Source organism: Citrobacter sp. MGH110, from assembly GCF_001037515.1.
GTDB classification, from domain to species: domain Bacteria; phylum Pseudomonadota; class Gammaproteobacteria; order Enterobacterales; family Enterobacteriaceae; genus Citrobacter; species Citrobacter portucalensis.
Map to the genome: position 1 here is coordinate 20,972 of NZ_KQ089832.1, position 26,328 is coordinate 47,299.

Annotated in this window: 35 protein-coding genes and 1 pseudogene; 7 read left to right on the forward strand and 29 right to left on the reverse strand. The window is 51.9% G+C overall.

The window, feature by feature from the left end:
- Nucleotides 1-160 precede the first annotated feature (160 nt).
- Genes rpsQ through rpsJ form a run of 11 tightly spaced genes read right to left on the reverse strand, consistent with a single transcriptional unit; the run spans nucleotide 161 to nucleotide 5,117 of the window.
- Nucleotides 161-415, reverse strand: coding sequence for a 30S ribosomal protein S17 (rpsQ, locus tag SK38_RS20100; protein WP_003031120.1), 255 nt, complete (start codon nucleotides 413-415; stop codon nucleotides 161-163).
- On the reverse strand, nucleotides 415-606 hold the full coding sequence (gene rpmC / locus SK38_RS20105) for a 50S ribosomal protein L29 (protein WP_000644742.1): 192 nt from the start codon (nucleotides 604-606) through the stop codon (nucleotides 415-417). Before rpmC ends, rpsQ begins: the two co-directional genes overlap by 1 nt.
- Complete coding sequence (rplP, locus tag SK38_RS20110) at nucleotides 606-1,016, reverse strand: 50S ribosomal protein L16 (protein WP_000941208.1); 411 nt, start codon at nucleotides 1,014-1,016, stop codon at nucleotides 606-608. The genes rpmC and rplP overlap by 1 nt, the downstream gene beginning before the upstream one ends.
- Nucleotides 1,017-1,028: 12 nt before the next feature.
- Nucleotides 1,029-1,730, reverse strand: coding sequence for a 30S ribosomal protein S3 (gene rpsC, locus SK38_RS20115; RefSeq protein WP_000529945.1), 702 nt, complete (start codon nucleotides 1,728-1,730; stop codon nucleotides 1,029-1,031).
- A gap of 17 nt (nucleotides 1,731-1,747) precedes the next feature.
- Nucleotides 1,748-2,080: a 50S ribosomal protein L22 gene (gene rplV / locus SK38_RS20120; RefSeq protein WP_000448832.1), complete on the reverse strand. Its 333-nt coding sequence runs from the start codon at nucleotides 2,078-2,080 to the stop codon at nucleotides 1,748-1,750.
- Between the two features lie 14 nt (nucleotides 2,081-2,094).
- Entirely contained in the window at nucleotides 2,095-2,373 is a 279-nt protein-coding gene (rpsS, locus tag SK38_RS20125; protein ID WP_001138115.1) for a 30S ribosomal protein S19, read from the reverse strand.
- A gap of 16 nt (nucleotides 2,374-2,389) precedes the next feature.
- Nucleotides 2,390-3,211, reverse strand: a complete 822-nt coding sequence (gene rplB, locus SK38_RS20130; RefSeq protein ID WP_000301869.1) for a 50S ribosomal protein L2 — start codon at nucleotides 3,209-3,211, stop codon at nucleotides 2,390-2,392.
- 17 nt (nucleotides 3,212-3,228) lie between these two features.
- Nucleotides 3,229-3,531: a 50S ribosomal protein L23 gene (gene rplW, locus SK38_RS20135; protein ID WP_000617546.1), complete on the reverse strand. Its 303-nt coding sequence runs from the start codon at nucleotides 3,529-3,531 to the stop codon at nucleotides 3,229-3,231.
- Complete coding sequence (rplD, locus tag SK38_RS20140; protein ID WP_003031119.1) at nucleotides 3,528-4,133, reverse strand: 50S ribosomal protein L4; 606 nt, start codon at nucleotides 4,131-4,133, stop codon at nucleotides 3,528-3,530. The genes rplW and rplD overlap by 4 nt, the downstream gene beginning before the upstream one ends.
- 10 nt (nucleotides 4,134-4,143) lie before the next feature.
- Nucleotides 4,144-4,773 carry a 50S ribosomal protein L3 gene (gene rplC / locus SK38_RS20145; RefSeq protein WP_003031117.1) on the reverse strand — a complete coding sequence of 210 codons (630 nt, stop codon included), beginning with the start codon at nucleotides 4,771-4,773 and terminating at the stop codon, nucleotides 4,144-4,146.
- A 32-nt stretch (nucleotides 4,774-4,805) separates the two neighbouring features.
- Nucleotides 4,806-5,117 carry a 30S ribosomal protein S10 gene (gene rpsJ, locus SK38_RS20150; protein WP_001181005.1) on the reverse strand — a complete coding sequence of 104 codons (312 nt, stop codon included), beginning with the start codon at nucleotides 5,115-5,117 and terminating at the stop codon, nucleotides 4,806-4,808.
- A gap of 379 nt (nucleotides 5,118-5,496) precedes the next feature.
- Here rpsJ and SK38_RS20155 point away from each other — a divergent pair, with 379 nt between their 5' ends.
- On the forward strand, nucleotides 5,497-5,964 hold the full coding sequence (locus SK38_RS20155; RefSeq protein WP_032945174.1) for a prepilin peptidase: 468 nt from the start codon (nucleotides 5,497-5,499) through the stop codon (nucleotides 5,962-5,964).
- Here SK38_RS20155 and bfr read toward each other — a convergent pair.
- The 11 genes from bfr to fkpA form a co-directional block, all read right to left on the reverse strand.
- On the reverse strand, nucleotides 5,961-6,437 hold the full coding sequence (gene bfr, locus SK38_RS20160; RefSeq protein WP_003827773.1) for a bacterioferritin: 477 nt from the start codon (nucleotides 6,435-6,437) through the stop codon (nucleotides 5,961-5,963). The two genes, SK38_RS20155 and bfr, sit on opposite strands and share 4 nt — an antisense overlap.
- Nucleotides 6,438-6,508: 71 nt before the next feature.
- Nucleotides 6,509-6,703, reverse strand: a complete 195-nt coding sequence (gene bfd, locus SK38_RS20165) for a bacterioferritin-associated ferredoxin (RefSeq protein ID WP_003031111.1) — start codon at nucleotides 6,701-6,703, stop codon at nucleotides 6,509-6,511.
- A gap of 185 nt (nucleotides 6,704-6,888) precedes the next feature.
- Nucleotides 6,889-8,073, reverse strand: coding sequence for an elongation factor Tu (gene tuf, locus SK38_RS20170; protein WP_003031109.1), 1,185 nt, complete (start codon nucleotides 8,071-8,073; stop codon nucleotides 6,889-6,891).
- Between the two features lie 69 nt (nucleotides 8,074-8,142).
- The gene (gene fusA, locus SK38_RS20175; RefSeq protein ID WP_003023659.1) at nucleotides 8,143-10,257 is read right to left on the reverse strand and encodes an elongation factor G; all 2,115 of its coding nucleotides are present in this window, start codon (nucleotides 10,255-10,257) and stop codon (nucleotides 8,143-8,145) included.
- Nucleotides 10,258-10,353: 96 nt separating this feature from the next.
- Nucleotides 10,354-10,824 carry a 30S ribosomal protein S7 gene (gene rpsG / locus SK38_RS20180; protein WP_003023657.1) on the reverse strand — a complete coding sequence of 157 codons (471 nt, stop codon included), beginning with the start codon at nucleotides 10,822-10,824 and terminating at the stop codon, nucleotides 10,354-10,356.
- Nucleotides 10,825-10,919: 95 nt separating this feature from the next.
- A complete protein-coding gene (rpsL, locus tag SK38_RS20185) occupies nucleotides 10,920-11,294 on the reverse strand; it encodes a 30S ribosomal protein S12 (RefSeq protein ID WP_003023654.1) in 375 nt (124 codons plus the stop codon).
- A gap of 125 nt (nucleotides 11,295-11,419) precedes the next feature.
- The gene (gene tusB, locus SK38_RS20190) at nucleotides 11,420-11,707 is read right to left on the reverse strand and encodes a sulfurtransferase complex subunit TusB (RefSeq protein WP_008786292.1); all 288 of its coding nucleotides are present in this window, start codon (nucleotides 11,705-11,707) and stop codon (nucleotides 11,420-11,422) included.
- Between the two features lie 7 nt (nucleotides 11,708-11,714).
- Complete coding sequence (tusC, locus tag SK38_RS20195) at nucleotides 11,715-12,074, reverse strand: sulfurtransferase complex subunit TusC (RefSeq protein ID WP_048236925.1); 360 nt, start codon at nucleotides 12,072-12,074, stop codon at nucleotides 11,715-11,717.
- Nucleotides 12,074-12,460 (reverse strand): sulfurtransferase complex subunit TusD, encoded by a 387-nt coding sequence (gene tusD, locus SK38_RS20200; protein ID WP_048236926.1) that lies wholly within the window; start codon nucleotides 12,458-12,460, stop codon nucleotides 12,074-12,076. The genes tusC and tusD overlap by 1 nt, the downstream gene beginning before the upstream one ends.
- The gene (locus tag SK38_RS20205; protein ID WP_003023643.1) at nucleotides 12,460-13,182 is read right to left on the reverse strand and encodes a helix-turn-helix transcriptional regulator; all 723 of its coding nucleotides are present in this window, start codon (nucleotides 13,180-13,182) and stop codon (nucleotides 12,460-12,462) included. The genes tusD and SK38_RS20205 overlap by 1 nt, the downstream gene beginning before the upstream one ends.
- A 167-nt stretch (nucleotides 13,183-13,349) precedes the next feature.
- Nucleotides 13,350-14,168 (reverse strand): FKBP-type peptidyl-prolyl cis-trans isomerase, encoded by an 819-nt coding sequence (gene fkpA, locus SK38_RS20210; protein WP_003827768.1) that lies wholly within the window; start codon nucleotides 14,166-14,168, stop codon nucleotides 13,350-13,352.
- 232 nt (nucleotides 14,169-14,400) lie between these two features.
- Here fkpA and SK38_RS20215 point away from each other — a divergent pair, with 232 nt between their 5' ends.
- On the forward strand, nucleotides 14,401-14,619 hold the full coding sequence (locus SK38_RS20215) for a protein SlyX (protein ID WP_003023639.1): 219 nt from the start codon (nucleotides 14,401-14,403) through the stop codon (nucleotides 14,617-14,619).
- Between the two features lie 113 nt (nucleotides 14,620-14,732).
- Here SK38_RS20215 and slyD read toward each other — a convergent pair whose 3' ends face one another.
- The 4 genes from slyD to kefG all read right to left on the reverse strand — a co-directional run bounded on the left by slyD (nucleotide 14,733) and on the right by kefG (nucleotide 18,005).
- Nucleotides 14,733-15,344 carry a peptidylprolyl isomerase gene (slyD, locus tag SK38_RS20220; RefSeq protein WP_008786294.1) on the reverse strand — a complete coding sequence of 204 codons (612 nt, stop codon included), beginning with the start codon at nucleotides 15,342-15,344 and terminating at the stop codon, nucleotides 14,733-14,735.
- Nucleotides 15,345-15,438: 94 nt separating this feature from the next.
- Nucleotides 15,439-15,639: a YheV family putative zinc ribbon protein gene (locus tag SK38_RS20225; RefSeq protein ID WP_003023632.1), complete on the reverse strand. Its 201-nt coding sequence runs from the start codon at nucleotides 15,637-15,639 to the stop codon at nucleotides 15,439-15,441.
- A 9-nt stretch (nucleotides 15,640-15,648) separates the two neighbouring features.
- Nucleotides 15,649-17,454, reverse strand: coding sequence for a glutathione-regulated potassium-efflux system protein KefB (gene kefB, locus SK38_RS20230; RefSeq protein ID WP_003827759.1), 1,806 nt, complete (start codon nucleotides 17,452-17,454; stop codon nucleotides 15,649-15,651).
- On the reverse strand, nucleotides 17,454-18,005 hold the full coding sequence (kefG, locus tag SK38_RS20235) for a glutathione-regulated potassium-efflux system ancillary protein KefG (protein WP_003023629.1): 552 nt from the start codon (nucleotides 18,003-18,005) through the stop codon (nucleotides 17,454-17,456). Before kefG ends, kefB begins: the two co-directional genes overlap by 1 nt.
- A gap of 132 nt (nucleotides 18,006-18,137) precedes the next feature.
- On the opposite strand from kefG, the gene SK38_RS20240 reads away from it, so the two are divergent.
- Nucleotides 18,138-20,039: an ABC transporter ATP-binding protein gene (locus SK38_RS20240; RefSeq protein ID WP_003827754.1), complete on the forward strand. Its 1,902-nt coding sequence runs from the start codon at nucleotides 18,138-18,140 to the stop codon at nucleotides 20,037-20,039.
- A 52-nt stretch (nucleotides 20,040-20,091) separates the two neighbouring features.
- On the opposite strand, the gene SK38_RS20245 is transcribed toward SK38_RS20240, so the two are convergent.
- Nucleotides 20,092-21,582 (reverse strand): nicotinate phosphoribosyltransferase, encoded by a 1,491-nt coding sequence (locus SK38_RS20245; protein ID WP_048236927.1) that lies wholly within the window; start codon nucleotides 21,580-21,582, stop codon nucleotides 20,092-20,094.
- Nucleotides 21,583-21,596: 14 nt separating this feature from the next.
- Nucleotides 21,597-22,457 (reverse strand): ribose-phosphate diphosphokinase, encoded by an 861-nt coding sequence (prs, locus tag SK38_RS20250; RefSeq protein ID WP_048236928.1) that lies wholly within the window; start codon nucleotides 22,455-22,457, stop codon nucleotides 21,597-21,599.
- 191 nt (nucleotides 22,458-22,648) lie between these two features.
- On the opposite strand from prs, the gene SK38_RS20255 reads away from it, so the two are divergent.
- From SK38_RS20255 to SK38_RS20270, 4 genes and pseudogenes are all read left to right on the forward strand, one after another.
- Complete coding sequence (locus SK38_RS20255; protein WP_008786298.1) at nucleotides 22,649-23,368, forward strand: NUDIX domain-containing protein; 720 nt, start codon at nucleotides 22,649-22,651, stop codon at nucleotides 23,366-23,368.
- 35 nt (nucleotides 23,369-23,403) lie between these two features.
- A pseudogene (locus SK38_RS20260) lies at nucleotides 23,404-24,472 on the forward strand (hydrolase).
- Entirely contained in the window at nucleotides 24,469-24,687 is a 219-nt protein-coding gene (locus SK38_RS20265) for a YheU family protein (protein ID WP_003023615.1), read from the forward strand. The pseudogene SK38_RS20260 and the gene SK38_RS20265 overlap by 4 nt, the downstream one beginning before the upstream one ends.
- A gap of 53 nt (nucleotides 24,688-24,740) precedes the next feature.
- Nucleotides 24,741-25,610, forward strand: a complete 870-nt coding sequence (locus SK38_RS20270; RefSeq protein ID WP_008786301.1) for a phosphoribulokinase — start codon at nucleotides 24,741-24,743, stop codon at nucleotides 25,608-25,610.
- A 93-nt stretch (nucleotides 25,611-25,703) separates the two neighbouring features.
- Here the strand turns inward: SK38_RS20270 and SK38_RS20275 are convergent, their stop codons facing one another.
- Nucleotides 25,704-26,111, reverse strand: a complete 408-nt coding sequence (locus SK38_RS20275; RefSeq protein WP_003827750.1) for an OsmC family protein — start codon at nucleotides 26,109-26,111, stop codon at nucleotides 25,704-25,706.
- Nucleotides 26,112-26,328: the final 217 nt, after the last annotated feature.

Genomic DNA, 26,328 nt, shown 5'->3' on the forward strand with positions numbered 1-26,328 from the left:
AGTGCTCCGCTAATGTCAACTACTACTGAGACCCGAAAATCAGGTCGTTAAAAAAGCCCCATATCGGGGGCGCGGCATTATAACACCGCTTCAACGATATGGGTAGAAAAAATAAACGGCTCATCGCTGAGCCGTTTATTCGTTGAGAATGCCTACTGTATTACAGAACGGCTTTCTCTACAACGCGAACCAGCGTCCAGGACTTAGTCTTGGACAGCGGACGGCATTCGCGGATTTCAACCACGTCACCAGTACCGCATTCGTTGTTCTCGTCATGTACGTGCAGTTTGGTCGTACGCTTAATGAATTTACCGTAGATCGGGTGTTTCACAAAACGTTCGATAGCAACAACGATGGATTTCTCCATTTTATCGCTAACAACGCGACCTTGCAGAGTACGGATTTTATCGGTCATTACGCACCCGCCTTCTCAGTCAGTAAAGTCTTAACGCGTGCGACGTCACGACGCACTTGCTTCAACAGGTGAGACTGTTGCAGCTGGCCACTTGCAGCCTGCATACGCAGGTTGAACTGCTCACGCAGCAGATTCAGCAGCTCGGTGTTCAGCTCTTCAACACTCTTCTCACGCAGCTCTTTTGCTTTCATTACATCACCGTCTTAGTTACAAAGGTGGTTTTAATCGGCAGTTTCGCTGCTGCCAGCTTGAATGCTTCACGGGCCAGCTCTTCCGGTACGCCGTCCATTTCATACAGGACTTTACCCGGCTGAATCAAGGCAACCCAATACTCCACGTTACCTTTACCTTTACCCATACGCACTGCCAGCGGCTTTTCAGTGATCGGTTTGTCCGGGAATACACGGATCCAGATCTTACCTTGACGCTTAACTGCACGGGTCATAGCACGACGTGCTGCTTCGATCTGACGGGCAGTCAGACGACCACGGCCAACAGCTTTCAGACCGAAGCTGCCGAAGCTAACATCCGCGCCAGCAGCCAGACCGCGGTTACGGCCTTTGTGCATTTTACGGAATTTTGTACGCTTTGGTTGTAACATCAGCGACGCTCCTTATTTACGGCCTTTACGCTGCTGCTTTTTAGGTTGCGCAGCCGGTTTTTCCGGTTGTTCAACAGCAGCCATACCACCCAGGATCTCGCCTTTGAAGATCCACACTTTAACGCCGATTACACCGTAAGTGGTGTGCGCTTCAGAGGTGTTGTAGTCGATGTCAGCACGCAGAGTGTGCAGAGGTACGCGACCTTCGCGGTACCATTCGGTACGTGCGATTTCCGCGCCGCCCAGACGGCCGCTAACTTCAACTTTGATACCTTTAGCGCCCAGACGCATTGCGTTCTGTACAGCACGCTTCATAGCACGACGGAACATAACACGACGTTCCAGCTGAGAAGTGATGCTGTCAGCAACCAATTTTGCGTCCAGTTCAGGCTTACGCACTTCGGCGATATTGATCTGAGCAGGAACGCCAGCAATATCCGCTACGACTTTGCGCAGTTTTTCTACGTCTTCGCCTTTCTTACCGATAACGATACCCGGGCGAGCGGTGTGAATGGTCACACGGATGCTCTTAGCCGGACGCTCGATAACGATACGAGATACAGACGCTTTCGCCAGTTCCTTAGTCAGGTACTGACGTACTTTAAAATCGCTGTCCAGGTTGTCAGCGAATTCTTTGGTGTTCGCAAACCAGGTTGAGTTCCATGGTTTTACAATACCCAGGCGAATACCATTAGGATGTACTTTCTGACCCATTGCTAGTCTCCAGAGTCTCAGCGATCGGACACAACCACAGTAATGTGGCTGGTGCGCTTCAGGATGCGATCTGCACGACCTTTTGCACGCGGCATAATGCGCTTCATGCTCGGGCCTTCGTCTACGAAAATTTTCGTAACTTTCAGATCGTCAATGTCAGCGCCATCGTTGTGTTCAGCGTTAGCAATGGCAGATTCCAGGACTTTCTTAACCAGTACAGCCGCTTTCTTATTGGTGTAGGTCAGAATATCCAGAGCCTGCGACACTTTCTTACCGCGAATCAGGTCTGCAACAAGGCGAACCTTCTGAGCAGAAGAACGAGCATGGCGATGTTGAGCTAAAGTTTCCATCTCTTCCTCCTACCTTATTTCTTCTTCGCTTTTTTATCAGCAGCGTGGCCGCGATAAGTACGAGTCGGTGCGAATTCACCCAGTTTGTGACCGACCATTTCGTCGGAAACAAATACCGGAACGTGCTGACGACCATTATGGACAGCGATGGTCAAACCGATCATGTTAGGAAAGATCGTTGAACGACGGGACCAAGTGCGCAGGGGCTTCTTGTCTCCGCTTTCCACCGCTTTCTCTACCTTCTTCAGCAAGTGCAGGTCAATAAAAGGACCTTTCTTGAGAGAACGTGGCATGGCTTATCCTCTAAAATTATTTGCTACGGCGACGTACGATGAATTTATCAGTACGCTTGTTGCTGCGGGTCTTCTTACCTTTGGTCTGAACGCCCCACGGAGTTACCGGGTGCTTACCAAAGTTACGACCTTCACCACCACCATGTGGGTGGTCGACTGGGTTCATCGCAGTACCGCGAACGGTAGGACGAACACCACGCCAGCGTGCAGCACCTGCTTTACCCAGAACGCGCAGCATATGCTCAGCATTGCCAACTTCGCCCAGAGTTGCACGGCAGTCTGCTTCGACTTTACGCATTTCACCAGAACGCAGACGCAGGGTGACATAAGCACCATCACGAGCAACGATCTGAACGTAAGTACCAGCGGAACGTGCCAGCTGACCGCCTTTACCTGGTTTCATTTCTACGTTATGAACGGTAGAACCAACCGGGATATTGCGCATCGGCAGGGTGTTACCTGCTTTGATTGCAGCATCAACGCCAGACTGAATCTGGTCGCCAGCTTTCAGGCCTTTAGGGGCCAGGATGTAACGGCGTTCACCGTCTTTGTACAGAACCAGCGCGATGTTCGCGGAGCGGTTCGGATCGTACTCAAGACGTTCAACAACTGCCGGGATACCGTCTTTGTTGCGTTTGAAGTCAACAATACGATAAGCCTGCTTGTGACCACCACCGATGTGACGAGTGGTGATGCGGCCATTGTTGTTACGACCACCGGATTTGCTGTTTTTTTCAACCAGCGGAGCAAAAGGTTTGCCCTTGTGCAGCTCTGGGTTGACCACTTTAACAACGTGGCGACGACCCGGAGATGTCGGTTTACATTTAACAACTGCCATTGTATTACTCCTCCGACTTACTCAGCGCCGCCGACGAAGTCCAGATTCTGGCCTTCCTTCAGGGTGACGTAAGCTTTTTTCCAGTCGCTACGACGACCGATACGCTGTCCGTGACGTTTAACTTTCCCTTTAACTACCAGGGTGTTAACGACTTCGACTTCGACTTCAAACAGTTTCTGCACAGCAGCTTTGATTTCTGCTTTGGTCGCGTCTTTAGCAACTTTGAGAACGATGGTGTTAGTTTTTTCCATCGCAGTAGACGCTTTTTCAGAAACGTGCGGTGCGCGCAGCACTTTCAGCAGACGTTCTTCACGAATCATGCCAGCATCTCCTCAACTTGCTTAACAGCATCAGCAGTCATTACGACTTTGTCGAAGGCGATCAGGCTAACCGGGTCGATACCAGTTGCATCGCGTACGTCAACCTTGTGCAGGTTGCGCGCAGCCAGGAACAGGTTTTCGTCCAGCTCACCGGTGATGATCAGCACATCTTCCAGAGCCATGTCTTTCAGTTTCTGTGCCAGCAGCTTAGTTTTAGGCGCTTCTACAGAGAATGATTCGACAACGATCAGACGATCCTGACGTACCAGTTCGGACAGAATGCTTTTCAGCGCGCCGCGGTACATCTTTTTGTTAACTTTTTGACTGTGGTCCTGTGGACGAGCAGCGAAGGTCACGCCACCTGAACGCCAGATCGGGCTCTTGATAGAACCTGAACGCGCACGGCCGGTACCTTTCTGGCGCCACGGCTTTTTGCCTGAACCAGTTACTTCAGCACGAGTCTTCTGAGCACGAGTACCCTGACGAGCACCAGCTGCATAAGCAACAACAACCTGGTGAACCAGCGCTTCGTTGAAATCACGACCGAAGGTAGTTTCGGAAACAGTCAGCGCGCTCTGCGCGTCTTTCAATACTAATTCCATTGCTATCCCCTTACGCCTTCACAGCTGGTTTAACGATCAGGTCGCAACCGGTCGCACCCGGAACACCACCTTTAACCAGCAGCAGGTTGCGCTCAGCGTCAACACGTACTACGTCCAGGCTCTGAACGGTTACACGTTCGTTGCCCAGCTGACCTGCCATTTTCTTGCCTTTGAACACTTTGCCCGGAGTCTGGTTCTGACCGATAGAACCCGGAACGCGGTGAGACAAGGAGTTACCGTGAGTAGCGTCCTGGGTACGGAAGTTCCAGCGCTTAACGGTACCAGCGAAACCTTTACCTTTAGAGGTACCGGTTACGTCAACTTTTTTAACGTCAGCAAACAGTTCAACGCTAATGTTCTGACCAACGGTGTATTCTTCACCATCTGCCAGACGGAATTCCCACAGGCCGCGGCCAGCTTCTACGCCAGCTTTAGCAAAGTGGCCAGCTTCCGGCTTAGTTACACGGTTAGCTTTTTTAGCACCGGTGGTAACCTGAACAGCGCGATAGCCATCGTTAGCCAGATCTTTAACCTGAGTAACGCGGTTTGCTTCAACTTCGATAACGGTTACTGGGATAGATACGCCATCTTCAGTGAAGATGCGGGTCATACCCACTTTTTTACCGACTAAACCAATCATTGTATCAACCTCTCAATCGCTCGATGACCTGATTAACCCAGGCTGATCTGCACGTCTACACCGGCAGCCAGGTCCAGACGCATCAGAGCATCAACGGTTTTTTCAGTTGGCTCAACGATGTCAACCAGACGCTTGTGAGTACGGATCTCGTACTGATCACGCGCGTCTTTGTTGACGTGCGGGGAGATCAGAACGGTGAAACGCTCTTTGCGGGTCGGCAGCGGGATCGGACCACGAACCTGCGCACCAGTGCGCTTGGCAGTCTCGACGATTTCCGCGGTTGATTGATCGATCAGACGATGATCAAACGCTTTCAAACGGATACGGATTCTTTGGTTCTGCATGAGACCAGAGCTCCAATTATTTTATAGACGAAATAGTTACTCCTCAAACCCATTACGATTGATGGGAGAGTGTAACCGTTCTTACAGAGTTCCCCGATTGGGAACATTGTCTGGTATTGCTTTCGCAGTACCGGTGGCTCATATCGAACCGCTGTCAATATTAGACAAGCCCGCGCATTATACGTAAATCTCAGTCTTAAGCAAGTGCCGCGTAGAAATTAATCACTCGTTCACCAATGCGGCGCTCCTTCCATTCTGATTGTAAGTCCTGTGATGCAACGCGTTTTCCGTGGAAGAGAGCATCCATAACCCACATCCCGGGCTTGTAGGGCCGCCGGGTTTACCTGAAGGTAAACTCTTTACCAGATAAGGCTTGCCCATGTACATCGACCTCCCCTTTCTGTTGATTTATGTTTCGCTATCAGGGTTGCTCTTAGTCCATGACCTACGTACCGGGTTGCTGCCCGACAAATTTACCTGCCCTCTTTTGTGGGGCGGTCTTATTTATCATCAATGCTGCAGACCTGCACAGTTATCCGACGCGCTTTGGGGGGCCGTAGCGGGCTATGGGGTATTTGCTTTGTTCTACTGGGGGTATCGTTTGATATGCCGACAGGAAGGATTAGGCTTTGGCGACGTCAAATTTCTTGCCGCGCTAGGCGCATGGCATCGCTGGGAATCATTACCACTTTTGGTTTTACTTGCCGCGGGCATGGCATGTTGCCTTACCGGGATTTCCTGCGTCCGTTACGGGAAACAGGTACTAAAAAACCCGCTGCCATTTGGGCCATATCTGGCGGCTGCGGGTTTTGTTATTGGCTTGGTAAGTATGATACAGGGCGGTTAGTCACTGACTTTAATTTGCGATTGCAGATAATTTTGTAAGCCAAGTTTTGCAATCAGGTCCAGCTCGGTTTCGAGCCAGTCAATATGCCCTTCTTCTTCAGTCAGGATCTCAATCATCATATCCCGGCTGACATAATCATGAACGCTATCGGCATAGGCAATGGCTTCACGTAAGTCTTTAGCACCATCGAGTTCGAGTCGAAGATCGGATTGCAGCATCTCTTCAACGTCTTCGCCAATACCCAACTTGCCAAGATCCTGCAAGTTAGGGATCCCTTCTAAGAATAAAATACGCTCGATATATTTATCAGCGTGTTTCATCTCATCGATAGATTCATGGTACTCAACATCATTGAGGCGAGTCAGTCCCCAGTTTTTAAACATACGAGCATGGAGAAAATACTGGTTGATCGCGACAAGCTCATTTCCCAATAGTTTATTGAGATAATTTATGATTTTAACATCACCTTTCATTTTATAGTCCCTCCGCTTCCACTCTTAGAGCGTAGATGGGGCTACAGGGATGTCAAAAAAAAGAGTGTGACTTAGGCGATCTCTTTAAATTCTGGCATTTGTGTTAATTCATCCTGCATGACCTCGCGGGCAGCACGAATGCATTTACCGCATTGATTTCCAACAGGAATAAATTTACGTAATTGCTGAAAGGACTGAGGATGAAACTGGCGAACAGCCTGACGTATTTTTTTATCACTTATCGCATTACACAAACAAACGTACATGATCGCTCCCGTTCAATTTCTGCGCAAAGTGTAAATGAGAATAGTTATGATTACAATAGCACAACGCGATTTACGCGGCGGGAGAATGAATAAAAAATGCGAATAAATATGACAACGACTAAATTGCAGGTAGCAAAAAGGGCGCCGAAGCGCCCTTTTTAAGCTCAAAGCTAATTAATCAATAATTAGCTCATTACTTTAGCAACAACGCCCGCACCAACAGTACGGCCGCCTTCACGGATTGCGAAACGCAGACCGTCGTCCATCGCGATCGGGTGGATCAGGGTAACAACCATTTTGATGTTGTCGCCCGGCATTACCATCTCTACGCCTTCTGGCAGTTCGATGGTACCAGTCACGTCAGTAGTACGGAAGTAGAACTGCGGACGGTAGCCTTTGAAGAACGGAGTATGACGGCCGCCTTCGTCTTTGGACAGAATGTACACTTCAGATTCGAACTTGGTGTGCGGCTTGATAGAGCCCGGCTTAGCCAGTACCTGACCACGTTCGATTTCTTCACGTTTGATACCACGCAGCAGAACACCAACGTTCTCACCAGCACGGCCTTCGTCCAGCAGTTTGCGGAACATTTCAACGCCAGTACAGGTAGACTTAGCAGTCTCTTTGATACCAACGATTTCAACTTCTTCACCAACTTTGATGATACCGCGCTCTACACGACCGGTAACAACGGTACCACGACCGGAGATGGAGAATACGTCTTCGATAGGCAGCAGGAACGGCTTGTCAATCGCACGCTCTGGTTCTGGGATGTAAGAATCCAGGAAGCCAGCCAGTTCGATGATTTTCGCTTCCCACTCTGCTTCGCCTTCCAGCGCTTTCAGAGCAGAACCACGAACGATCGGAGTGTCGTCGCCCGGGAAATCGTACTGAGACAGAAGTTCACGAACTTCCATTTCTACCAGTTCCAGCAGCTCTTCGTCATCAACCATGTCGCATTTGTTCAGGAACACGATGATGTACGGAACGCCTACCTGACGACCCAGCAGGATGTGCTCACGAGTCTGCGGCATCGGGCCGTCAGTCGCAGCAACAACCAGGATCGCGCCGTCCATCTGCGCAGCACCGGTGATCATGTTTTTAACATAGTCGGCGTGGCCCGGGCAGTCTACGTGTGCGTAGTGGCGAGTCGGGGTGTCATATTCAACGTGAGAAGTGTTGATGGTGATACCACGAGCTTTTTCTTCCGGCGCGTTATCGATCTGGTCGAATGCACGAGCAGCACCGCCGTAGGTTTTAGCCAGTACGGTAGTGATTGCAGCGGTCAGGGTAGTTTTACCGTGGTCAACGTGGCCGATGGTGCCGACGTTAACGTGCGGTTTTGTACGTTCAAATTTTTCTTTAGACACGGCTATATTCCTTACTATAGTGCTCTCCCCTATGGAGAGAGCACGGGACTTAGGTTTTAATCCTGTGGATTATTTACCACGGGCTTCAATAACGGCCTGAGCAACGTTGTTCGGCGCATCGTCGTACTTCAGGAACTCCATGGAGTAAGAAGCACGGCCTTTGGTCAGAGAACGCAGCTGGGTTGCATATCCGAACATTTCAGACAGCGGAACTTCAGCATGGATAACAACGCCAGTGACGTTGGATTCCTGACCACGAAGCATACCACGACGGCGGCTCAAGTCACCGATTACGTCACCGGTGTTCTCTTCCGGAGTCTCTACTTCAACCTTCATGATAGGCTCAAGCAGAACTGGTTTCGCTTTCTTAAAGCCATCTTTGAAGGCGATAGAAGCGGCCAGTTTAAACGCCAGCTCAGAGGAGTCAACGTCATGGTAAGAACCGAAGTGCAGACGCACGCCCAGATCAACAACCGGGTAACCAGCCAGCGGGCCAGATTTCAGCTGTTCCTGGATGCCTTTATCAACGGCCGGGATGTATTCGCCAGGAATTACACCACCTTTGATGTCGTTGATGAACTCGTAGCCTTTCGGGTTTGAACCCGGCTCCAGCGGGTACATGTCGATAACAACATGACCGTACTGACCGCGACCACCAGACTGCTTAGCGTGTTTACCTTCGATATCGGTAACTTTCGCGCGAATCGCTTCACGGTAAGCAACCTGAGGTTTACCGACGTTCGCTTCAACGTTGAATTCACGCTTCATACGGTCAACGATGATGTCGAGGTGCAGCTCACCCATACCAGCGATAATGGTCTGGTTAGATTCTTCGTCAGTCCATACGCGGAATGACGGGTCTTCTTTAGCCAGACGGCCCAGAGCCAGACCCATTTTTTCCTGGTCAGCTTTGGTTTTCGGTTCTACCGCGATGGAAATTACCGGCTCAGGGAATTCCATACGTTCCAGAATGATCGGGTGATCCGGGTCACACAGAGTGTCACCAGTGGTCACGTCTTTCAGACCGATTGCAGCAGCGATATCGCCCGCGCGAACTTCTTTGATCTCTTCACGTTTGTTAGCGTGCATCTGTACGATACGGCCGAAACGTTCACGTGCAGTTTTCACGGAGTTCAGGATGGTGTCACCGGAGTTAACCACACCAGAGTACACGCGGAAGAAGGTCAGGTTACCCACGAACGGGTCGGTAGCGATTTTGAATGCCAGAGCAGCAAACGGCTCGTCATCGCTAGCATGACGCTCAGCAGGAGTATCTTTACCGTCGTCCAGAATACCGTTGATCGCAGGTACGTCTACTGGGGATGGCAGGTAATCAATTACCGCATCCAGCATCGCCTGAACACCTTTGTTCTTGAACGCAGAACCACAGGTTACCAGGATGATTTCGTTGTTCAGAACACGCTGACGCAGAGCTTTTTTGATCTCTTCTTCAGTCAGTTCTTCACCACCCAGGTATTTCTCCATCAGCTCTTCTGAAGCTTCTGCAGCGGACTCGATCAGATTCTGGTGCCATTCTTCAGCCAGTTCCTGCATGTCAGCCGGGATATCTTCATAAGTGAAGGTTACGCCTGCATCTTCTTCGTTCCAGTTGATGGCTTTCATTTTCACCAGGTCAACAACACCGGTGAACGCTTCTTCAGCGCCAATTGCCAGCTGCAGCGGAACAGGGTTCGCGCCCAGACGGGTTTTGATCTGACCAACAACTTTCAGGAAGTTCGCACCCATACGGTCCATTTTGTTAACGAACGCAATGCGCGGAACTTTATATTTGTTTGCCTGACGCCATACGGTTTCAGACTGAGGCTGAACACCACCAACTGCGCAGTAAACCATTACTGCACCATCAAGCACACGCATGGAACGTTCTACTTCGATAGTGAAGTCAACGTGCCCCGGGGTGTCGATGATGTTTACGCGATGTGGTTCATACTGCTTAGCCATACCAGACCAGAATGCAGTAGTCGCTGCGGAGGTGATAGTAATACCACGTTCCTGCTCCTGCTCCATCCAGTCCATGGTGGCTGCGCCGTCATGAACTTCACCGATTTTATGGTTTACACCGGTGTAGAACAGAATACGTTCGGTAGTAGTGGTTTTACCGGCGTCGATGTGCGCACTGATACCGATGTTACGGTAGCGCGCGATGGGTGTTGTACGAGCCATTTGATTCCTCGTTTATCTTTTAGGCGTTCAATTTAAGTAGCCCAAAGCGGGCTGCTTACTAGAAGCGCCCGCCTGGTGACTAAAACTCCGAAGGGATTACCAACGGTAGTGTGCGAACGCCTTGTTGGCTTCTGCCATACGGTGAACGTCTTCACGTTTCTTAACTGCAGTACCTTTGTTTTCTGCAGCATCAGAAAGTTCGTTCGCCAGGCGCAGAGCCATGGATTTATCACCGCGTTTACGAGCAGCTTCAACGATCCAACGCATTGCCAGGGCATTACGACGGACCGGACGGACTTCAACTGGTACCTGATAAGTAGAACCACCAACGCGGCGAGACTTAACTTCGACAGTCGGGCGCACGTTTTCGAGAGCTACTTCGAAAGCTTCCAGTTCGTTTTTACCAGAACGCTGAGCCAGGGTCTCCAGCGCGCTGTATACGATAGTTTCGGCAGTAGATTTTTTACCATCTACCATCAGGATATTTACAAATTTAGCCAGCAGTTCTGATCCGAACTTCGGATCCGGCAGAATTTTACGCTGACCAATGACGCGACGACGTGGCATGGAAATACTCCGTTGTTAATTCAGGATTGTCCAAAACTCTAAGAGTTTAGTTTGACATTAATATAAAACGTTTGGCCTTACTTAACGGAGAACCATTAAGCCTTAGGACGTTTCACGCCATACTTGGAGCGTGATTGCTTACGGTCTTTAACGCCGGAGCAGTCAAGCGCACCACGAACGGTGTGGTAACGAACACCCGGGAGGTCTTTTACACGACCGCCACGGATCAGGATCACGGAGTGCTCCTGCAGGTTGTGACCTTCACCACCGATGTAGGAAGTCACTTCAAAACCGTTAGTCAGACGAACACGGCAAACTTTACGCAGTGCGGAGTTCGGTTTTTTAGGAGTGGTAGTATATACACGAGTACATACGCCACGTTTCTGCGGGCATGCTTCCAGCGCAGGCACGTTGCTTTTTGCAACTTTGCGTGCACGTGGTTTGCGTACCAGCTGGTTAACTGTTGCCATTAAATAGCTCCTGGTTTTAGCTTTTGCTTCGTAAACACGTAATAAAACGACCTCATACAATATGAGGACGCAGAATTTTAGGTCGGTGTCGAAAAGGTGTCAAGAAATATACAACGATCCCACAATTACCAGGACATCTGGCTGGGATGCTTCACCGTAAGTCTGACGAAGTCAGTATAGCTAACCCTGACGACACTGTCTGAAATTTGACCACTCAAACCGCGAGCCTTAATGTCTTCTTCCAGTACATAGACCTTAATGGAGGCATTTTGCAGACTTTCAAGGAAACGGCTGCCTTCTATTGCCGCCGTCACGCCATCCTGGAGCAATAAAAGCTCATCGTCTTTATCTACCAGGCGAAGAAGAGAGGAGAAATCGGTAAGCCACGCGGAGCGATGTAGTGTGTGCAGCATGAGGGTCTCAAAACCTTAAAATGACGTCAAAGTTGCCTAACTCACGGCGTAAATCTTCCGGTTCAAGCGCTGTCGCATCGACCACAAAATTAACACTCTGCTGAAGGCCTCGCTCGCGTAATGAGGCAGCGCAGAGCCAACATTGATCGATATCGTACAACCCTAACAGCTTGAAGGTTGCGATATAGTCTCGCGCCAGCACGACATCCGGTTGTTGTCCCTGGAGGATTTGAAAGACGCCATCGCCGATAAAAAACACGCCGAGGTCTTCCGTTAATGCAGATGTCGCTAGCAATGCATCTAATCCTTCACGGCCAGATGCGCTGCCATGCGGCACGGTAGAAAAGACAAAAGCAACACGTTTCATCAGAACTGCACCACGCGATCGCAGGTCAGGGATGCCTCAGCCAGCGATCCAAGCCCGCTGAGGTTAAAACCTGACTGTAAATTAGCCCCTGTCAGTCCCAGCCGCTTTGCCTCAGTTTCATCAACAACGCCGCGACGCAACGCCGCCGCCACGCAGATATTCAGCGTTACACCATGCTGTTGGTTCAGCTGTTGCCAGGCCCGCACCAGATCATATTCATCACTGGCGGGTGAAGTCAGTAAGTTGGCGTTATATACACCTTCTCGATAGAAAAAGACGCTGCATAACTCATGCCCTTCTTCGAGAAGCGCATGTGCAAATTGCAACGCGCTACTCGCCTGCTGCGTGCCATAAGCAGGCCCTGTCACCATGATGGCAAAACGCATTACTTGTCTTGCCCCTGGAAATCGCCGCTTTTGAACTGACGAATATAGAGGTAGACCGTATGTTTGGAGATGTTCAGCCGATCGGCGACCTGGTTGATGGCATCTTTAATATCGAAGATGCCTTTCTCATATAAATTCAGGACGATCTGGCGGTTCTTCGCGTTGTTGGAAACATTGCGATCGGCATTCACTTCTTCGATCGTGAATTCCAGCGTCTGGGTAACCAGATCTTCCACCGAAGAAGCAAAGTTGACGGCAGAGCCCACTTCCGGGGTTTCCGGTGGGATAAAGGTATTCATTATCTGCGAGAAAGGAACATCAAGGTTCATGTTGATGCACAGCAGACCAATCACGCGATGCTCACGGTTGCGAATGGCAATCGTCACCGACTTCATCAAGACACCGCTTTTCGCACGTGTGAAGTAACACTTCGACACGCTGCTATCCGCACCCGTCATATCATGCAGCATACGCAACGCAAGGTCGGTAATCGGTGAGCCAATTTTACGGCCCGTGTGTTCACCGTTAGCAATGCGGATGGCCGAGCATTTCAAATCCTGCAAAGAGTGCAATACGATTTCACAATGGGAACCAATGAGCATCGCCAACCCGTCCACTACCGCTTCGTAGGATTTGAGGATATCGAAGTCGGTTTGATCGAAAGGACGTTGATCCAGCAAATCTAGCTCACTGGTTTCGTTGGTTAAAAGCGACCTGGACATGAAAAAAAGCACTCCTTTTCAGGAGCCTGTCGTTATGTTGTCAGGGCAGGCTCATCACTATTATAGGGGCATCTAAAGTAATACAGCGCACAAGGCGCTTTCCAGTATTAATTATATCCTGTCGATAATAAAAAACCGCCGCCCTGTGGGCGGCGGTTTCTGTTAGCTTATTTTTTGCTGCTGTCTGCAGCCTTATCTGCCGGTGCAGCATCTGGCTGCGCGTCAGCTTTCGGTGCCGGTTTGATGTCTAACAGTTCAACATCAAAGACCAGCGTAGAGTTGGCCGGAATACCCGGGACGCCCGTTTTGCCGTAAGCCAGATCCGGTGGGATAACCAGCTGGATTTTGCCGCCTTTCTTGATGTTTTTCAGGCCTTCAGTCCAGCCAGGGATGACACCGTCAAGACGGAAAGACAGCGGCTCACCACGGGTGTAGGAGTTATCAAACTCTTTACCATCGATCAGCGTACCTTTGTAGTTGACTACCACGGTATCGCTGTCTTTCGGTGCAGCGCCAGTACCTTCTTTCTCTACTTTGTAGACCAGGCCAGTAGAAGAGGTTTTAACGCCTTTCTCTTTAGCAAATTTCTCGCGGTAAACTTTACCTTTGGCTTCGTTGTCAGCCGCGTCTTTTTCCATTTTCGCCTGAGCGGAGCTCTTCACGCGCGCTTCAAACGCCTGCAGAGTTTGTTCGATTTCCTGGTCAGACAGTTTGCTCTTGTCTGCAAACGCATCCTGAACACCAGCGATCAGCTGATCTTTATCCAGTTTGATGCCCAGTTTTTCCTGCTCTTTCAGAGAGTTTTCCATATAACGACCCAGGGACGCGCCCAGCGCGTAAGCGGCTTTTTGGTCGTCATTCTTGAATGCTGCTTTGCTGTCAGCAGTAGCGGCTGGTTTCGCAGCATCAGCAGCGAAGGTGATCGGGGCATGCAGAGCAACAGCCATTGTGGTCGCCAGCAGCGTTACTTTAAACAGTGATTTCATCCATATCTCCAGGGCCGGGGCATCTCACCCCAGGGTTAGCTAACATAAAAATGTACTATAAAGCGTTGCAGAACAAATCAACATACAGGCACGCCCTATTATCACCACTTTTCAGACTCTTTTTGTTTAAATTAGTTTCGTTACCGAAGATTGAGTGCTGTGCAAACAGGCAAAGTTAAGTAGAATTCGCCGCAGTCCGCGATCTGCCGGAGAAAAAAGAAAGAGGTGAATCATGCAGGATACAACAATGGAAACTCGCCTGGCTGAACTGGAAAGTCGCCTGGCATTTCAGGAGATCACCATTGAAGAGCTCAACGTGACGGTGACCGCGCATGAACTGGAAATGGCCAAACTGCGCGACCATCTGCGTCTGCTGACGGAAAAGCTCAAAGCAACGCAGCCGTCCCACATTGCGTCGCAGTCTGAAGAGACCCCGCCGCCACATTATTGAGACGTAAAAAAAGCGGGGATATCCCCGCTTTTTTGTGCCGGATGACGACGTAAACGTCTTATCCGGCCTACGGTAGGCCTGATAAGCGTAGCGCCATCAGGCAATCATACCGATCAGTGGCAACCGCAGCCGCCGCCGTTACCTTTACCGCCACCGCCGCAGCAGCCTTCGCCGCCGTGCTCGTGACCATGGTCGTGACCGTGGCCGTGACCACCGCAGCAACCGTCATGACCGTGGTCATGATCGTGGTCGTGACCGTGCGCACCGTGAACGTGGCCGTGAGCCAGTTCTTCTTCGGTCGCTTCGCGGATAGCAACAACTTCTACGTTGAATTTCAGATTCTGGCCAGCCAGCATGTGGTTACCATCAACCACAACGTGGTCGTCTTCCACTTCGGTAATTTCTACCGGTACTGGACCCTGGTCAGTTTCAGCCAGGAAACGCATGCCAACCTGCAGTTCGTCAACGCCCATGAAGACGTCTTTAGGAACGCGCTGCACCAGGTTTTCGTCGTACTGACCGTATGCGTCGTTTGCGCCAACAGCAACATCGAATTTGTCGCCAACTTCATGACCGTCCAGCGCTGTTTCCAGGCCAGAAATCAGGGAACCGTGACCATGCAGGTAGTCCAGCGGTGCACTCACCGGAGACTCATCAACCAACACACCGTCTTCTGTACGTACCTGATAGGCCAGGCTGACCACCAGGTCCTTTGCTACTTTCATGATATCTCCTGAGCATGGAAAGAATAGTGGCGCAGATTGTAGCGGAATTCTGCACCCGTGTACCCTCTAGCTTAAAAAAAGCTGCGCCATATCGCTAGTCCGGATGAAAAATCCCGATCACTTGCTCTTCTTTGCGAACGTGCTCGCGCGCCTCTTTATCTGCTTCCCGCATCTGATGACCGCACTTAACACACTCAACAATATCGATATTATTTTCGCGCCACATCGCCAGCGTATCCTGCGACTGGCAGGACGGACATTTTGCACCTGCGATAAAACGTTTACGAATTGCCATGGTTATCCTCTACTCAAATTCATCCCAGCCATCCAGCTGACGTCGCTCTTGCTGCATCTCTCGTTGGAAAATTTCCTCCAGCTCGCGCCGGGCTTCCCTGGCTCGAGAGATTTGTACCGTATCTGTATGCATGGGGATCAGTTCCCGCAGCATGCGCATATCCAGCCGCCGAAAATGCAGCTGAGCACGCTGAGCCTGGTGCGGATGCATTCCCAGTGTAACCAGCGTTTTACGCCCCAACTCCAGCGCACTGGAGAACGTTTCGCGGGAAAACTGCGTCACACCAGCCTGTAATAACTCATGCGCTTCTACACGTCCGCGCGCTCGCGCAAGAATATGCAAATGCGGAAAATACTGTTGGCACAGTTCCACCAGTTTCATGGTGTCTTCAGGCTCATTACAGGTAATAACAATAGATTGCGCCGCCTCTGCCCCTGCGGAGCGCAACAGTTCCACCTGCGTGGCATCACCGTAATAAACCTTATAGCCATATTTACGCATCAGATTCACCGCGCTGATATCCCGCTCCAGAACGGTAATGCGCATTTTATTGGCCATCAACAGGCGACCAATAACCTGACCAAAACGCCCAAACCCCACCACAATCACCTGCGGTTTATCATCTTCCACCCAGGGTTTTTCATCTTCCTCATCCGTGCCGTTAAACTGGCGGGAGAGCCATTTATCAATCAGCTTCATCACCAGCGGCGTGGTCATCATCGACAGCGTGACGGTCACCAGCAGCAACGCCATTTGGTCGCCCTGAAACAGCCGTTGCGAGGATGCCGTTGAAAACAGCACGAAAGCGAATTCACCACCCTGACTTAAAACCCCGGCAAATTGCATCCGTTCAGAGCTTCTCATGCCGTTAAGACGTGCCAGCACATACAGCACCAGCATTTTTACGACCACCAGCACGATCACGCTCGCTGCCACCCACAGAATATGGGTGTAGAGCACGCCGAGGTTGAGCGACATGCCAACGGAGATAAAAAACAGCCCGAGTAACAGGCCTTTAAACGGATCGATTGCCGTTTCCAACTCATGTCGGTATTCGCTTTCCGCCAGCAGCACGCCCGCGATAAACGTTCCCAGCGCCATTGACAGCCCCAGCGCATCCATAAATAAAGCAGAACCCAGCACCAACAGCAGCGTGGCAGCGGTGAACACTTCCCGCACGCCAGAATCCGCAATAAAGCGGAAAACCGGACGCAGCAAATAGCGACCGCCAATCAGCATGCCGGCAAAGGCCAGCACCTTCATTCCCACTTTGATCCAGTCAAAATGTTCGTCAGCAGAACCCGCCAGCAGCGGAACCAGTGCCAGCGCGGGGATCACCGCCAGATCCTGAAACAGCAGCACCGAAAAACCCAGTTGTCCGGATTCACTGCGGTTCATGCCTTTTTCGCGCATCAACTGTAGCGCCATAGCGGTCGATGACATCGCCAGACCAATGCCGCCAACCACTGCCGCCTGCCAGGAGAACGCAGTGAGCATCAATAATCCGGCCAGCACCACCGCGCTCAGCATCACCTGCGCGGCACCGACGCCAAAAATTGAACGCCGCAGTTGCCACAGTTTGGCGGGATTAAGTTCCAGCCCAATGATGAACATCAGAAAGACTACGCCCAGCTCGGAAAAATGCAGGATTTCATCCACATCGCTGATAAATCCTAATCCCCACGGGCCGATAGCAATACCCGCCAGCAAGTAACCCAGCACCGGACCGATACCCAGCTTTGAGGCCAGGGGAACTGCGGCCACCGCCGCGAAGAGGAACAACACTCCCGCTGTCAATAAATCAGAACCTTCCATCAGCGGCCTCCCACAGGGATCGGATTCGCCAGCCAGTCACCATACGCTTTCGCATGGCTGTCCAGCTCCTGCTTCGTTTGCCGTCTGGCCCAGTAAACGATAATTGGGCTCATCCAGTGCATGCGGCACATACCGGCCGTTAGCTCGAAAGGACGCAGCACATCGCTCATTGGATAACGGTTTAGCGCGTCATAGCGGTAGGCACTTTCCGGTTCTCCGGTAGTGATAACGCTACGCCAGTACTTTCCCGCCAGTTGATTCCCTCCGGGACCGCTGGCAAATCCGCGGCTCAGTACGCGGTCAAGCCATTCCTTTAACAGCGCCGGACAGCTATAGGTATAGAGTGGGTGCTGAAAAACAATCACATCATGCTCACGCAGCAGCGCCTGTTCATGCGGAATATCGATAAAAAAATCAGGATAGTGCGCGTAAAGGTCGTGCACGGTAACATTGCTGAGCTGCATGGCCGGTTTAAGCAGAACACGGTTCGCGACCGAGTCCTGAGATTCCGGATGGGCATACAGCAGCAAGACTTTCGCTGGCTGGAACATCATCCCCCTCCCGGTTTTGTCTTTTGTCTATTTTCGACGTTTTGGGCTACCATTGCGCCTCGGTGCGGCAAACGGCCCGCACATTACATTATCATAATGATAAATTAACATAGTCTGAACATACGGCGCCTTATGATTGTTTTCTCATCGTTACAAATTCGTCGCGGCGTGCGCGTCTTGCTGGACAATGCCACGGCCACCATTAATCCAGGGCAGAAGGTTGGCCTGGTGGGTAAAAATGGCTGCGGTAAATCTACCCTGCTGGCATTGCTGAAAAATGAACTCAGCGCCGACGCTGGAGGATTTACCTATCCGGGAAACTGGCAGCTCGCGTGGGTGAATCAGGAAACGCCTGCGTTGCCACAGCCCGCGCTGGAGTATGTCATTGACGGCGACCGCGAGTATCGTCAACTGGAAGCGCAGTTGAACGACGCCAACGAACGTAACGATGGACATGCCATTGCCACCGTCCATGGCAAGCTGGATGCCATCGACGCCTGGACCGTGCGCTCACGCGCCGCCAGCCTGCTGCATGGCCTCGGCTTCTCCAACGAACAGCTTGAGCGCCCGGTCAGCGACTTCTCCGGTGGCTGGCGTATGCGTCTCAACCTGGCCCAGGCGCTGATTTGCCGTTCAGACCTACTGCTGCTCGATGAACCCACCAACCACCTCGATCTCGACGCGGTGATCTGGCTGGAAAGATGGCTGAAAAGCTATCAGGGCACGCTGATTTTGATCTCCCACGATCGCGACTTCCTCGATCCGGTGGTAGATAAAATTATTCATATCGAACAGCAAACCATGTTCGAGTACACCGGCAACTACAGCGCGTTTGAAATCCAGCGTGCGACCCGCCTCGCACAGCAACAGGCAATGTACGAAAGCCAGCAGGAGCGCGTGGCGCATCTGCAAAGCTATATCGATCGTTTCCGCGCTAAAGCAACGAAAGCGAAGCAGGCACAGAGCCGTATCAAAATGCTGGAACGCATGGAGCTGATTGCCCCAGCGCACGTGGACAACCCGTTCCACTTCAGCTTCCGTGAGCCGGAAAGCTTGCCAAACCCGCTGCTGAAGATGGAAAAGGTTAGCGCAGGCTACGGCGATCGCGTCATTCTCGATTCGATCAAACTGAATCTGGTGCCGGGTTCCCGCATCGGCCTGCTCGGTCGCAACGGCGCGGGTAAATCGACGCTGATTAAGCTGCTGGCCGGCGAACTGGCCCCAATCAGCGGTGAGATTGGCCTGGCGAAAGGCATCAAACTGGGCTACTTCGCGCAGCACCAGCTGGAGTTTTTACGCGCCGATGAATCACCCATTCAGCATCTGGCACGCATGGCGCCGCAGGAACTGGAGCAGAAACTGCGTGACTACCTGGGTGGATTCGGCTTCCAGGGCGATAAAGTCAGCGAAGAGACACGCCGCTTCTCCGGTGGCGAAAAAGCGCGTCTGGTACTGGCGTTGATCGTCTGGCAGCGCCCTAACCTGCTGCTGCTCGATGAACCAACCAACCACCTGGACCTGGATATGCGTCAGGCGCTGACCGAGGCGCTGATCGATTTTGAAGGCGCACTGGTTGTCGTCTCGCACGACCGTCACCTGATCCGCTCCACCACCGACGACCTCTATCTGGTACACGACAAGAAAGTCGAGCCGTTTGATGGCGATCTGGAGGATTATCAGCAGTGGCTGAGCGATGTCCAGAAACAGGAAAACCAGGGCGACGAACCGGCGAAAGAGAGCGTTAACAGCGCCCAGGCGCGTAAAGACCAGAAGCGCCGCGAAGCGGAACTGCGCTCCCTGACGCAGCCGCTGCGTAAAGAGATTACCCGTCTGGAAAAAGAGATGGAGAAACTGCACGCACAGCTGGCGCAGGCGGAAGAAAAACTCGGCGACAGCGAACTGTACGACCAAAGTCGCAAAGCCGAACTTACCGCCTGTTTGCAGCAGCAGGCCAGTGCGAAATCCGGGCTGGAAGAGTGTGAAATGGCCTGGCTGGAGGCTCAGGAACAGCTTGAGCAGATGTTGGCCGAGTAGTCATCATTGCCGGATCCGACGCCAACACGTCTCATCCGGCATTTTTGTTGAATTATCCCTGTGTCGCCAGACGCTGGCGGATTTCTTCGAAATGCTCGCGGTTAAACAGCTTGCCGTTGAGAAAACGAGTTTTCAGCTCCCCTTCCTGCTCTTGCTCCCAGGTCTGTTCGTCATGCAGACGCAGTTCCCCTTGCTCATCACGTGTGACGCGAAGCAGACCACGGGCTGAACGTTTCAGACCATTATCAGTTTTCGGTTCTTTAAAAATCGTCCGGCCTTTGCCGTCGACTTCTCCCCACGTCGCTTTCATCGCAAAACCAAAGGTGTCACGTGTGTTGTATTGATAAGTAAAAGAACCAACGCCAAACACGACGTTTGAACTGGCAAATCCTTTCGCTTCCAGACGACGCAGGATCTCATTCGCTCGCTCAAGGGTGATGGAGTCGCCATAAATCAGTCCGACATGCGGGTCGAGCACCTTGTAACCTTTGGCGTTAATCGTGCCGCCAAAAATCTCCCACAGCACTTCCACGGACCCTTTCTCCTGAGCGGTACGATCGCTGCGGGTATCCTCATCTGCACCAGTACCACACAGGATCTCAACCGGGTTGCCGCTATCCGGACGGAATACCACCCGACCTTCACGCGCCAGAATGATGTTCTTCAGTTCACGGGTATATTCCGTCAGCACCTGCCAGTAGTCCCAGGTATCAGAGACTATCGATACAAATCCTTGCGGGTAGAGATCGGCAATCAGGCGGCGGAAGGTTTCAATCTCATGCTCGCGCTCGCCCATACACATCACGCTGTGTTCAGTAGCCGGAATGCTGGCGCCGATAAAATAGGGCTCGCCGTCGGTGTAGTAATCGCGGACGTACAGCAGAGATGGAATACTGTCGGTCCCTTTAAAGCTCAACAAATGCCCACTGCCCGCCTGCATGGTGTCCTGTAATCCGGACATACCGCGAAATGAAAAGTCATGGCACTGGAAGTCAAGGTGCGTCAGGTCGCTACAGGTTTGCTCTGCCCAGCGAGCGCAGATTTTGCGGTAGTGGTGAGCTATCGTGGCATTTGTTGACGCCTTCCACAGCTCCGCCGACAGCACGGTCTCCAGGTAATTCACCAGCCAGAAAAACTCGGGTTGGGTGTTGATGATAGTTAAAACCGGTACCGCCATCGGGACTTTGCTGCCTTCATCCAGCGCCTTGATGTGCAGCGGCAGATAGCCCAACTGATGCAGTGCACGAATATGGTCCACCGCCACCGCATCTTTGCCCAGATAGCTGTCCATGACCTGTTTGTATTCGCTGACCACCTCGTCTTCCGGGCGGGCAAAGAACGCCTCATTAAACAGGTCGACTAAAAACCACTGCATAAAACCCTGCAGGCCGAAGAATACCAGTTTGCCATCCGCCAACGGCGAGGAGAAAAAGCGATCGCTGCGCGGGGTAAAGTTGGAATACACGCGATGGGTACCCTGCGGATACTGTACGCGATGAGAAACTTTGTAGCCGTCAATAGCCAGAATCGGGTTCATTTTCATAATCAGTCTCTCCCTCAGGCGCGGTAAATCGCGTCAATATCGATAAGCTCAAGCTGCGGATGTACCAACGCTGGGGCAGCTAAAGAGGTGGTGGTGTAGATAGCGTCAATACCGTTTGCAAACAGGTGATCAACGCCCTTAGAAAAGATACCGTGGGTGACATACAGGCTGACACTGCGGGCGCCAGCATCACGTAACACCTGTGCAGAGCCTATAAACGTACCGCCTGCGTCACACAGATCGTCAACAATCAGCAGATCCCTCCCCCTGACGTCTCCAGCCAATAACGCAAATCCCGTCAGGCTGCCGCTTGCCACATCACGTTTTTTACTCAGGATGGCGTACTGCTCCACACCGGCTACTCTGGCTACAGCATCAATCTTCTTCAGCGATCCCGCATCGGGAGCAACCAGCATCAGCGCGTTTTGCTGAAACAGCCGCGATAATGACGCGCTTTGCATCAGGCAGACCTCCTGGGGGATCGCCACGAAGTTGTCGATTGCAGCAGCCGCCACATCGCTGTGCGGGTCGAGCACGTTGACCTTGTCAAATTTCAACGTATTGAGCTGACTGGCGAAGACTTTCAGCGCAAAGCTGTCACCCGATACCATATGTCTGTCCTGACGCGCCCACGGCAGCCAGGGAAGGTCGAGATGGCTGACCAGTACATCGGTCTGATGACGTACCGCCTCAACCAGTTGCGCCAGCAGCATAAAATCGTTCATATCGCGCATAGCCGTGGCACGGATGCGCATCAGGCGAGCAAAGGTTGGCAACGCATCGGTGACTTTTAACCAGACAGCACCATCAGGAAAAACACCGCTGGCAACGGCATAGGTCTGGTCGTCCAAAGTTAGTGTCAATTTTATGTTCATCGCGCTCACCCCTTAATCGTGTCCCTTCGACACAATTAATAATGTCCCTATGACACATATTAAGCAAGCATAAAATGAATTATTTTTAAGCCGTGAGCTAATCCACTGATAAGCAATGAGAAAAAACGAACCTTGCCCCCCGGTGTCGGGCTGGTACACTTGTCAGCGTTACAAATCATCGTGAGTACCTTATGACCACCGAAGCCGACTACCTGAATCAGTACGACGCCAGCCGCTTCCCTTCACCTCTGGTGACGGTAGATAGCGTGTTATTTACCCTGCATCAGCAGGCGCTGTGCGTATTACTGGTCGAGCGGGCAAACCAGCCGCAAAAAGGGCGTTGGGGATTACCCGGCGGCTTTATTGATATCGAAAACGATGATTCAACCCGCGCCACCGCGCTGCGCAAACTCACCGAAAAAACAGGCGTTTCGCCTTCGTGGCTGGAACAACTGGATACCTTTTCCGGCCCTGATCGTGACCCGCGCGGCTGGAGCCTGACGGTCACCTGGTTTGCACTAATCGCCTGGGTAGACTGCGCGCCCCATATCGCCAGCGTCAGCAATGCCCGTTGGGTGCCGGTTGATGAACTGAAAAACTATTCACTCGCGTTTGATCACGAGAAAATCATTACCGCGGCGCTACACCGCTTACGGCAAAAAACGATGTACTCGCTCCTGCCCGTATACTGCTTGCCGGAAACATTTACCCATGGGCAACTGCTCGAAGCCACTGAGGTGATCCTCGGCCAGTCGATCCAGCGTAAAAGTCTGATTCGTCGCTTTGAAGCGTCAGGAATGTTTGAAGATACCGGAGAAAGCGTGGCGACAGGGACGCGTAAAGCCCGCCTGTGGCGACGTAAACCCAACGTCGATTTTCATCTTTTCTCGCGTAACCTGCTGACTGACTAGCGACAAAATCACATATTGGCTAACCCGCACGCGCTGTGCGCGGTATAGTTATTCTTTCCGATTATTAATTGCTCCGGTGTTATGGTTGAAATCACGTCCACAGAAATGACCCCACCTACCGACGATTCGCGAGAATTCCGCCCGATGCGCGGTATCAGTAACCGCCATCTGCAGACGATGCTGCCGCGTTTAATTCGCCGCAAGGTGAAGTTCGACGCCCACTGGCAGCGTCTGGAATTGCCTGACGGTGATTTCGTCGATCTGGCGTGGAGCGAAGATCCGCAACAGGCGAAACACAAACCGCGCCTGGTGGTTTTTCACGGTCTGGAAGGCAGTCTGAACAGCCCCTACGCACATGGCCTGATTGAAGCAGCACAAAAGCGCGGCTGGCTGGGTGTGGTAATGCATTTTCGCGGTTGCAGCGGCGAACCCAATCGTCTGAACCGTATTTATCACTCCGGTGAAACAGAAGATGGCACCTGGTTTTTACACTGGCTGGAGCGTGAGTTCGGTCGCGTACCGACCGCGGCGGTAGGTTATTCACTCGGTGGAAATATGCTGGCTTGCCTGCTGGCAAAAGAAGGCAACGATATTCCGATAGATGCGGCGGTTATCGTTTCTGCGCCTTTCGTGCTGGAAGCCTGTAGTTACCATATGGACAAGGGCTTCTCCCGGGTCTACCAGCGCTACCTGCTCAATCTGTTGAAAGCCAATGCCTCACGGAAGCTTGAAGCTTATCCAGGTTCGCTGCCGGTGAGTCTGGCCCAGTTGAAATCTTTGCGCCGCATTCGCGATTTTGACGATCTAATCACCGCCAAAATTCACGGTTTCGCCGATGCTATAGACTATTACCGCCAGTGCAGCGCCATGCCGTTGCTCAATCAGATCGCCAAACCAACGCTGATTATCCATGCGAAAGACGATCCGTTTATGGATCATCATGTGATCCCGAAACCGGAAAATCTGCCCTCACAGGTGGAGTACCAGCTTACTGAACACGGCGGCCACGTCGGATTTATAGGTGGCACGGTGCGCCGTCCTGAGATGTGGCTGGAATCAAGAATCCCGGATTGGCTGACAACGTATCTGGAGGCATCATCATGATTATCCCCTGGCAAGATATCTCCCCGGACGCGCTGGACAATTTGATTGAAAGCTTTGTCTTGCGCGAAGGCACCGATTATGGTGAACATGAACGCTCGCTCGAACAAAAAGTCGCCGACGTCAAACGCCAACTACAATCAGGTGAAGCCGTGCTGGTGTGGTCTGAACTGCATGAAACGGTCAACATTATGCCGAGGAAGCAGATTCACGAGTAATCCGTAGCCGCCGGCCGACTTTACTATAATTACAACCATTTCATGGAGTTGTTATGTCTGCCAAACATCCGGTGATTGCGGTAACAGGATCCAGCGGCGCGGGGACCACCACCACCAGCCTCGCGTTTCGTAAAATTTTCGCGCAGTTAAATCTGCGCGCCGCCGAGGTGGAAGGTGACAGTTTTCATCGCTATACCCGTCCGGAAATGGACATGGCGATTCGCAAAGCGCGCGATGCCGGGCGGCATATCAGCTATTTTGGCCCCGAAGCTAATGACTTCGGCTTGCTGGAACAAACCTTCATCGAATACGGTCAGACGGGCAAAGGCCAGTCGCGAAAATATCTGCACACTTACGATGAGGCCGTACCGTGGAACCAGGTTCCGGGGACATTCACGCCCTGGCAGCCGCTGCCTGAACCGACGGATGTACTGTTCTACGAAGGGCTGCACGGCGGTGTCGTCACCCCACAGCAAAACGTGGCCCGGCATGTCGATCTGCTGGTTGGCGTGGTGCCGATCGTAAACCTGGAATGGATCCAGAAGCTGACCCGCGATACCAGCGAGCGTGGACATTCGCGTGAAGCGGTGATGGACTCGGTGGTGCGTTCAATGGACGATTACATCAATTACATCACGCCGCAGTTTTCCCGGACGCATATTAACTTCCAGCGCGTACCGACCGTCGATACCTCCAACCCCTTTGCCGCTAAGAGCATTCCATCACTGGATGAAAGCTTTGTCGTGATTCATTTTCGTAACCTGGAAGGGATCGATTATCCCTGGTTACTGGCCATGCTGCAGGGCTCATTCATTTCCCATATCAATACGTTAGTCGTACCTGGCGGCAAGATGGGTCTGGCGATGGAATTGATTATGCTGCCGCTGGTACAGCGACTGATGGAAGGTAAGAAGATCGAGTGATGTGGTCTTTTGCCGGATGGTGGTTGATGCCTTATCCGGCCTACGCGTTTATATCCTGTAGGCCTGATAAGTGTAACGCCATCAGGCATGGCATCACGCAGCAGCAACCACTTCATAGGAATGGGTAATGTTCACCGCCTTTTCCAGCATCAACGCCACGGAGCAGTATTTTTCCGCTGAAAGATCGACGGCGCGGGAGACAGACGCATCTTTCAGATCGTTACCCGTTACGATGAAATGCAGGTTGATGTGGGTAAACAGGCGCGGCGCTTCATCACGACGCTCTGAAGTCAGCTTCACTTCGCAGTTGGTCACATCCTGACGACCTTTTTGCAGGATCGATACCACATCAATTGCGCTACAACCGCCAGCAGCCATTAATACCATTTCCATCGGGCTCGGCGCTTTATCACCGGAGTTACCGTCCATCAAAATTTGGTGGCCAGAGGCGGACTCACCGAGGAAGGTTAACCCCTCAACCCACTTTACACGCGCTTGCATATTTCGTAACTCCAATGTTTCAATTTTCCTGACAGATTACGCGCACATAACAATTCTCGCAACGGAAGGCGACCTGCGTCATGCTGAAGCGAGACACCAGGAGACACACGGCGAAAGCTATGCTAAAACAGACGGGATGCTACAGTAATACATTGACGTACTGCATGTATGCAGAGGACATCACATTACAGGCTGCAGTATATTTTTGACAGCCCCT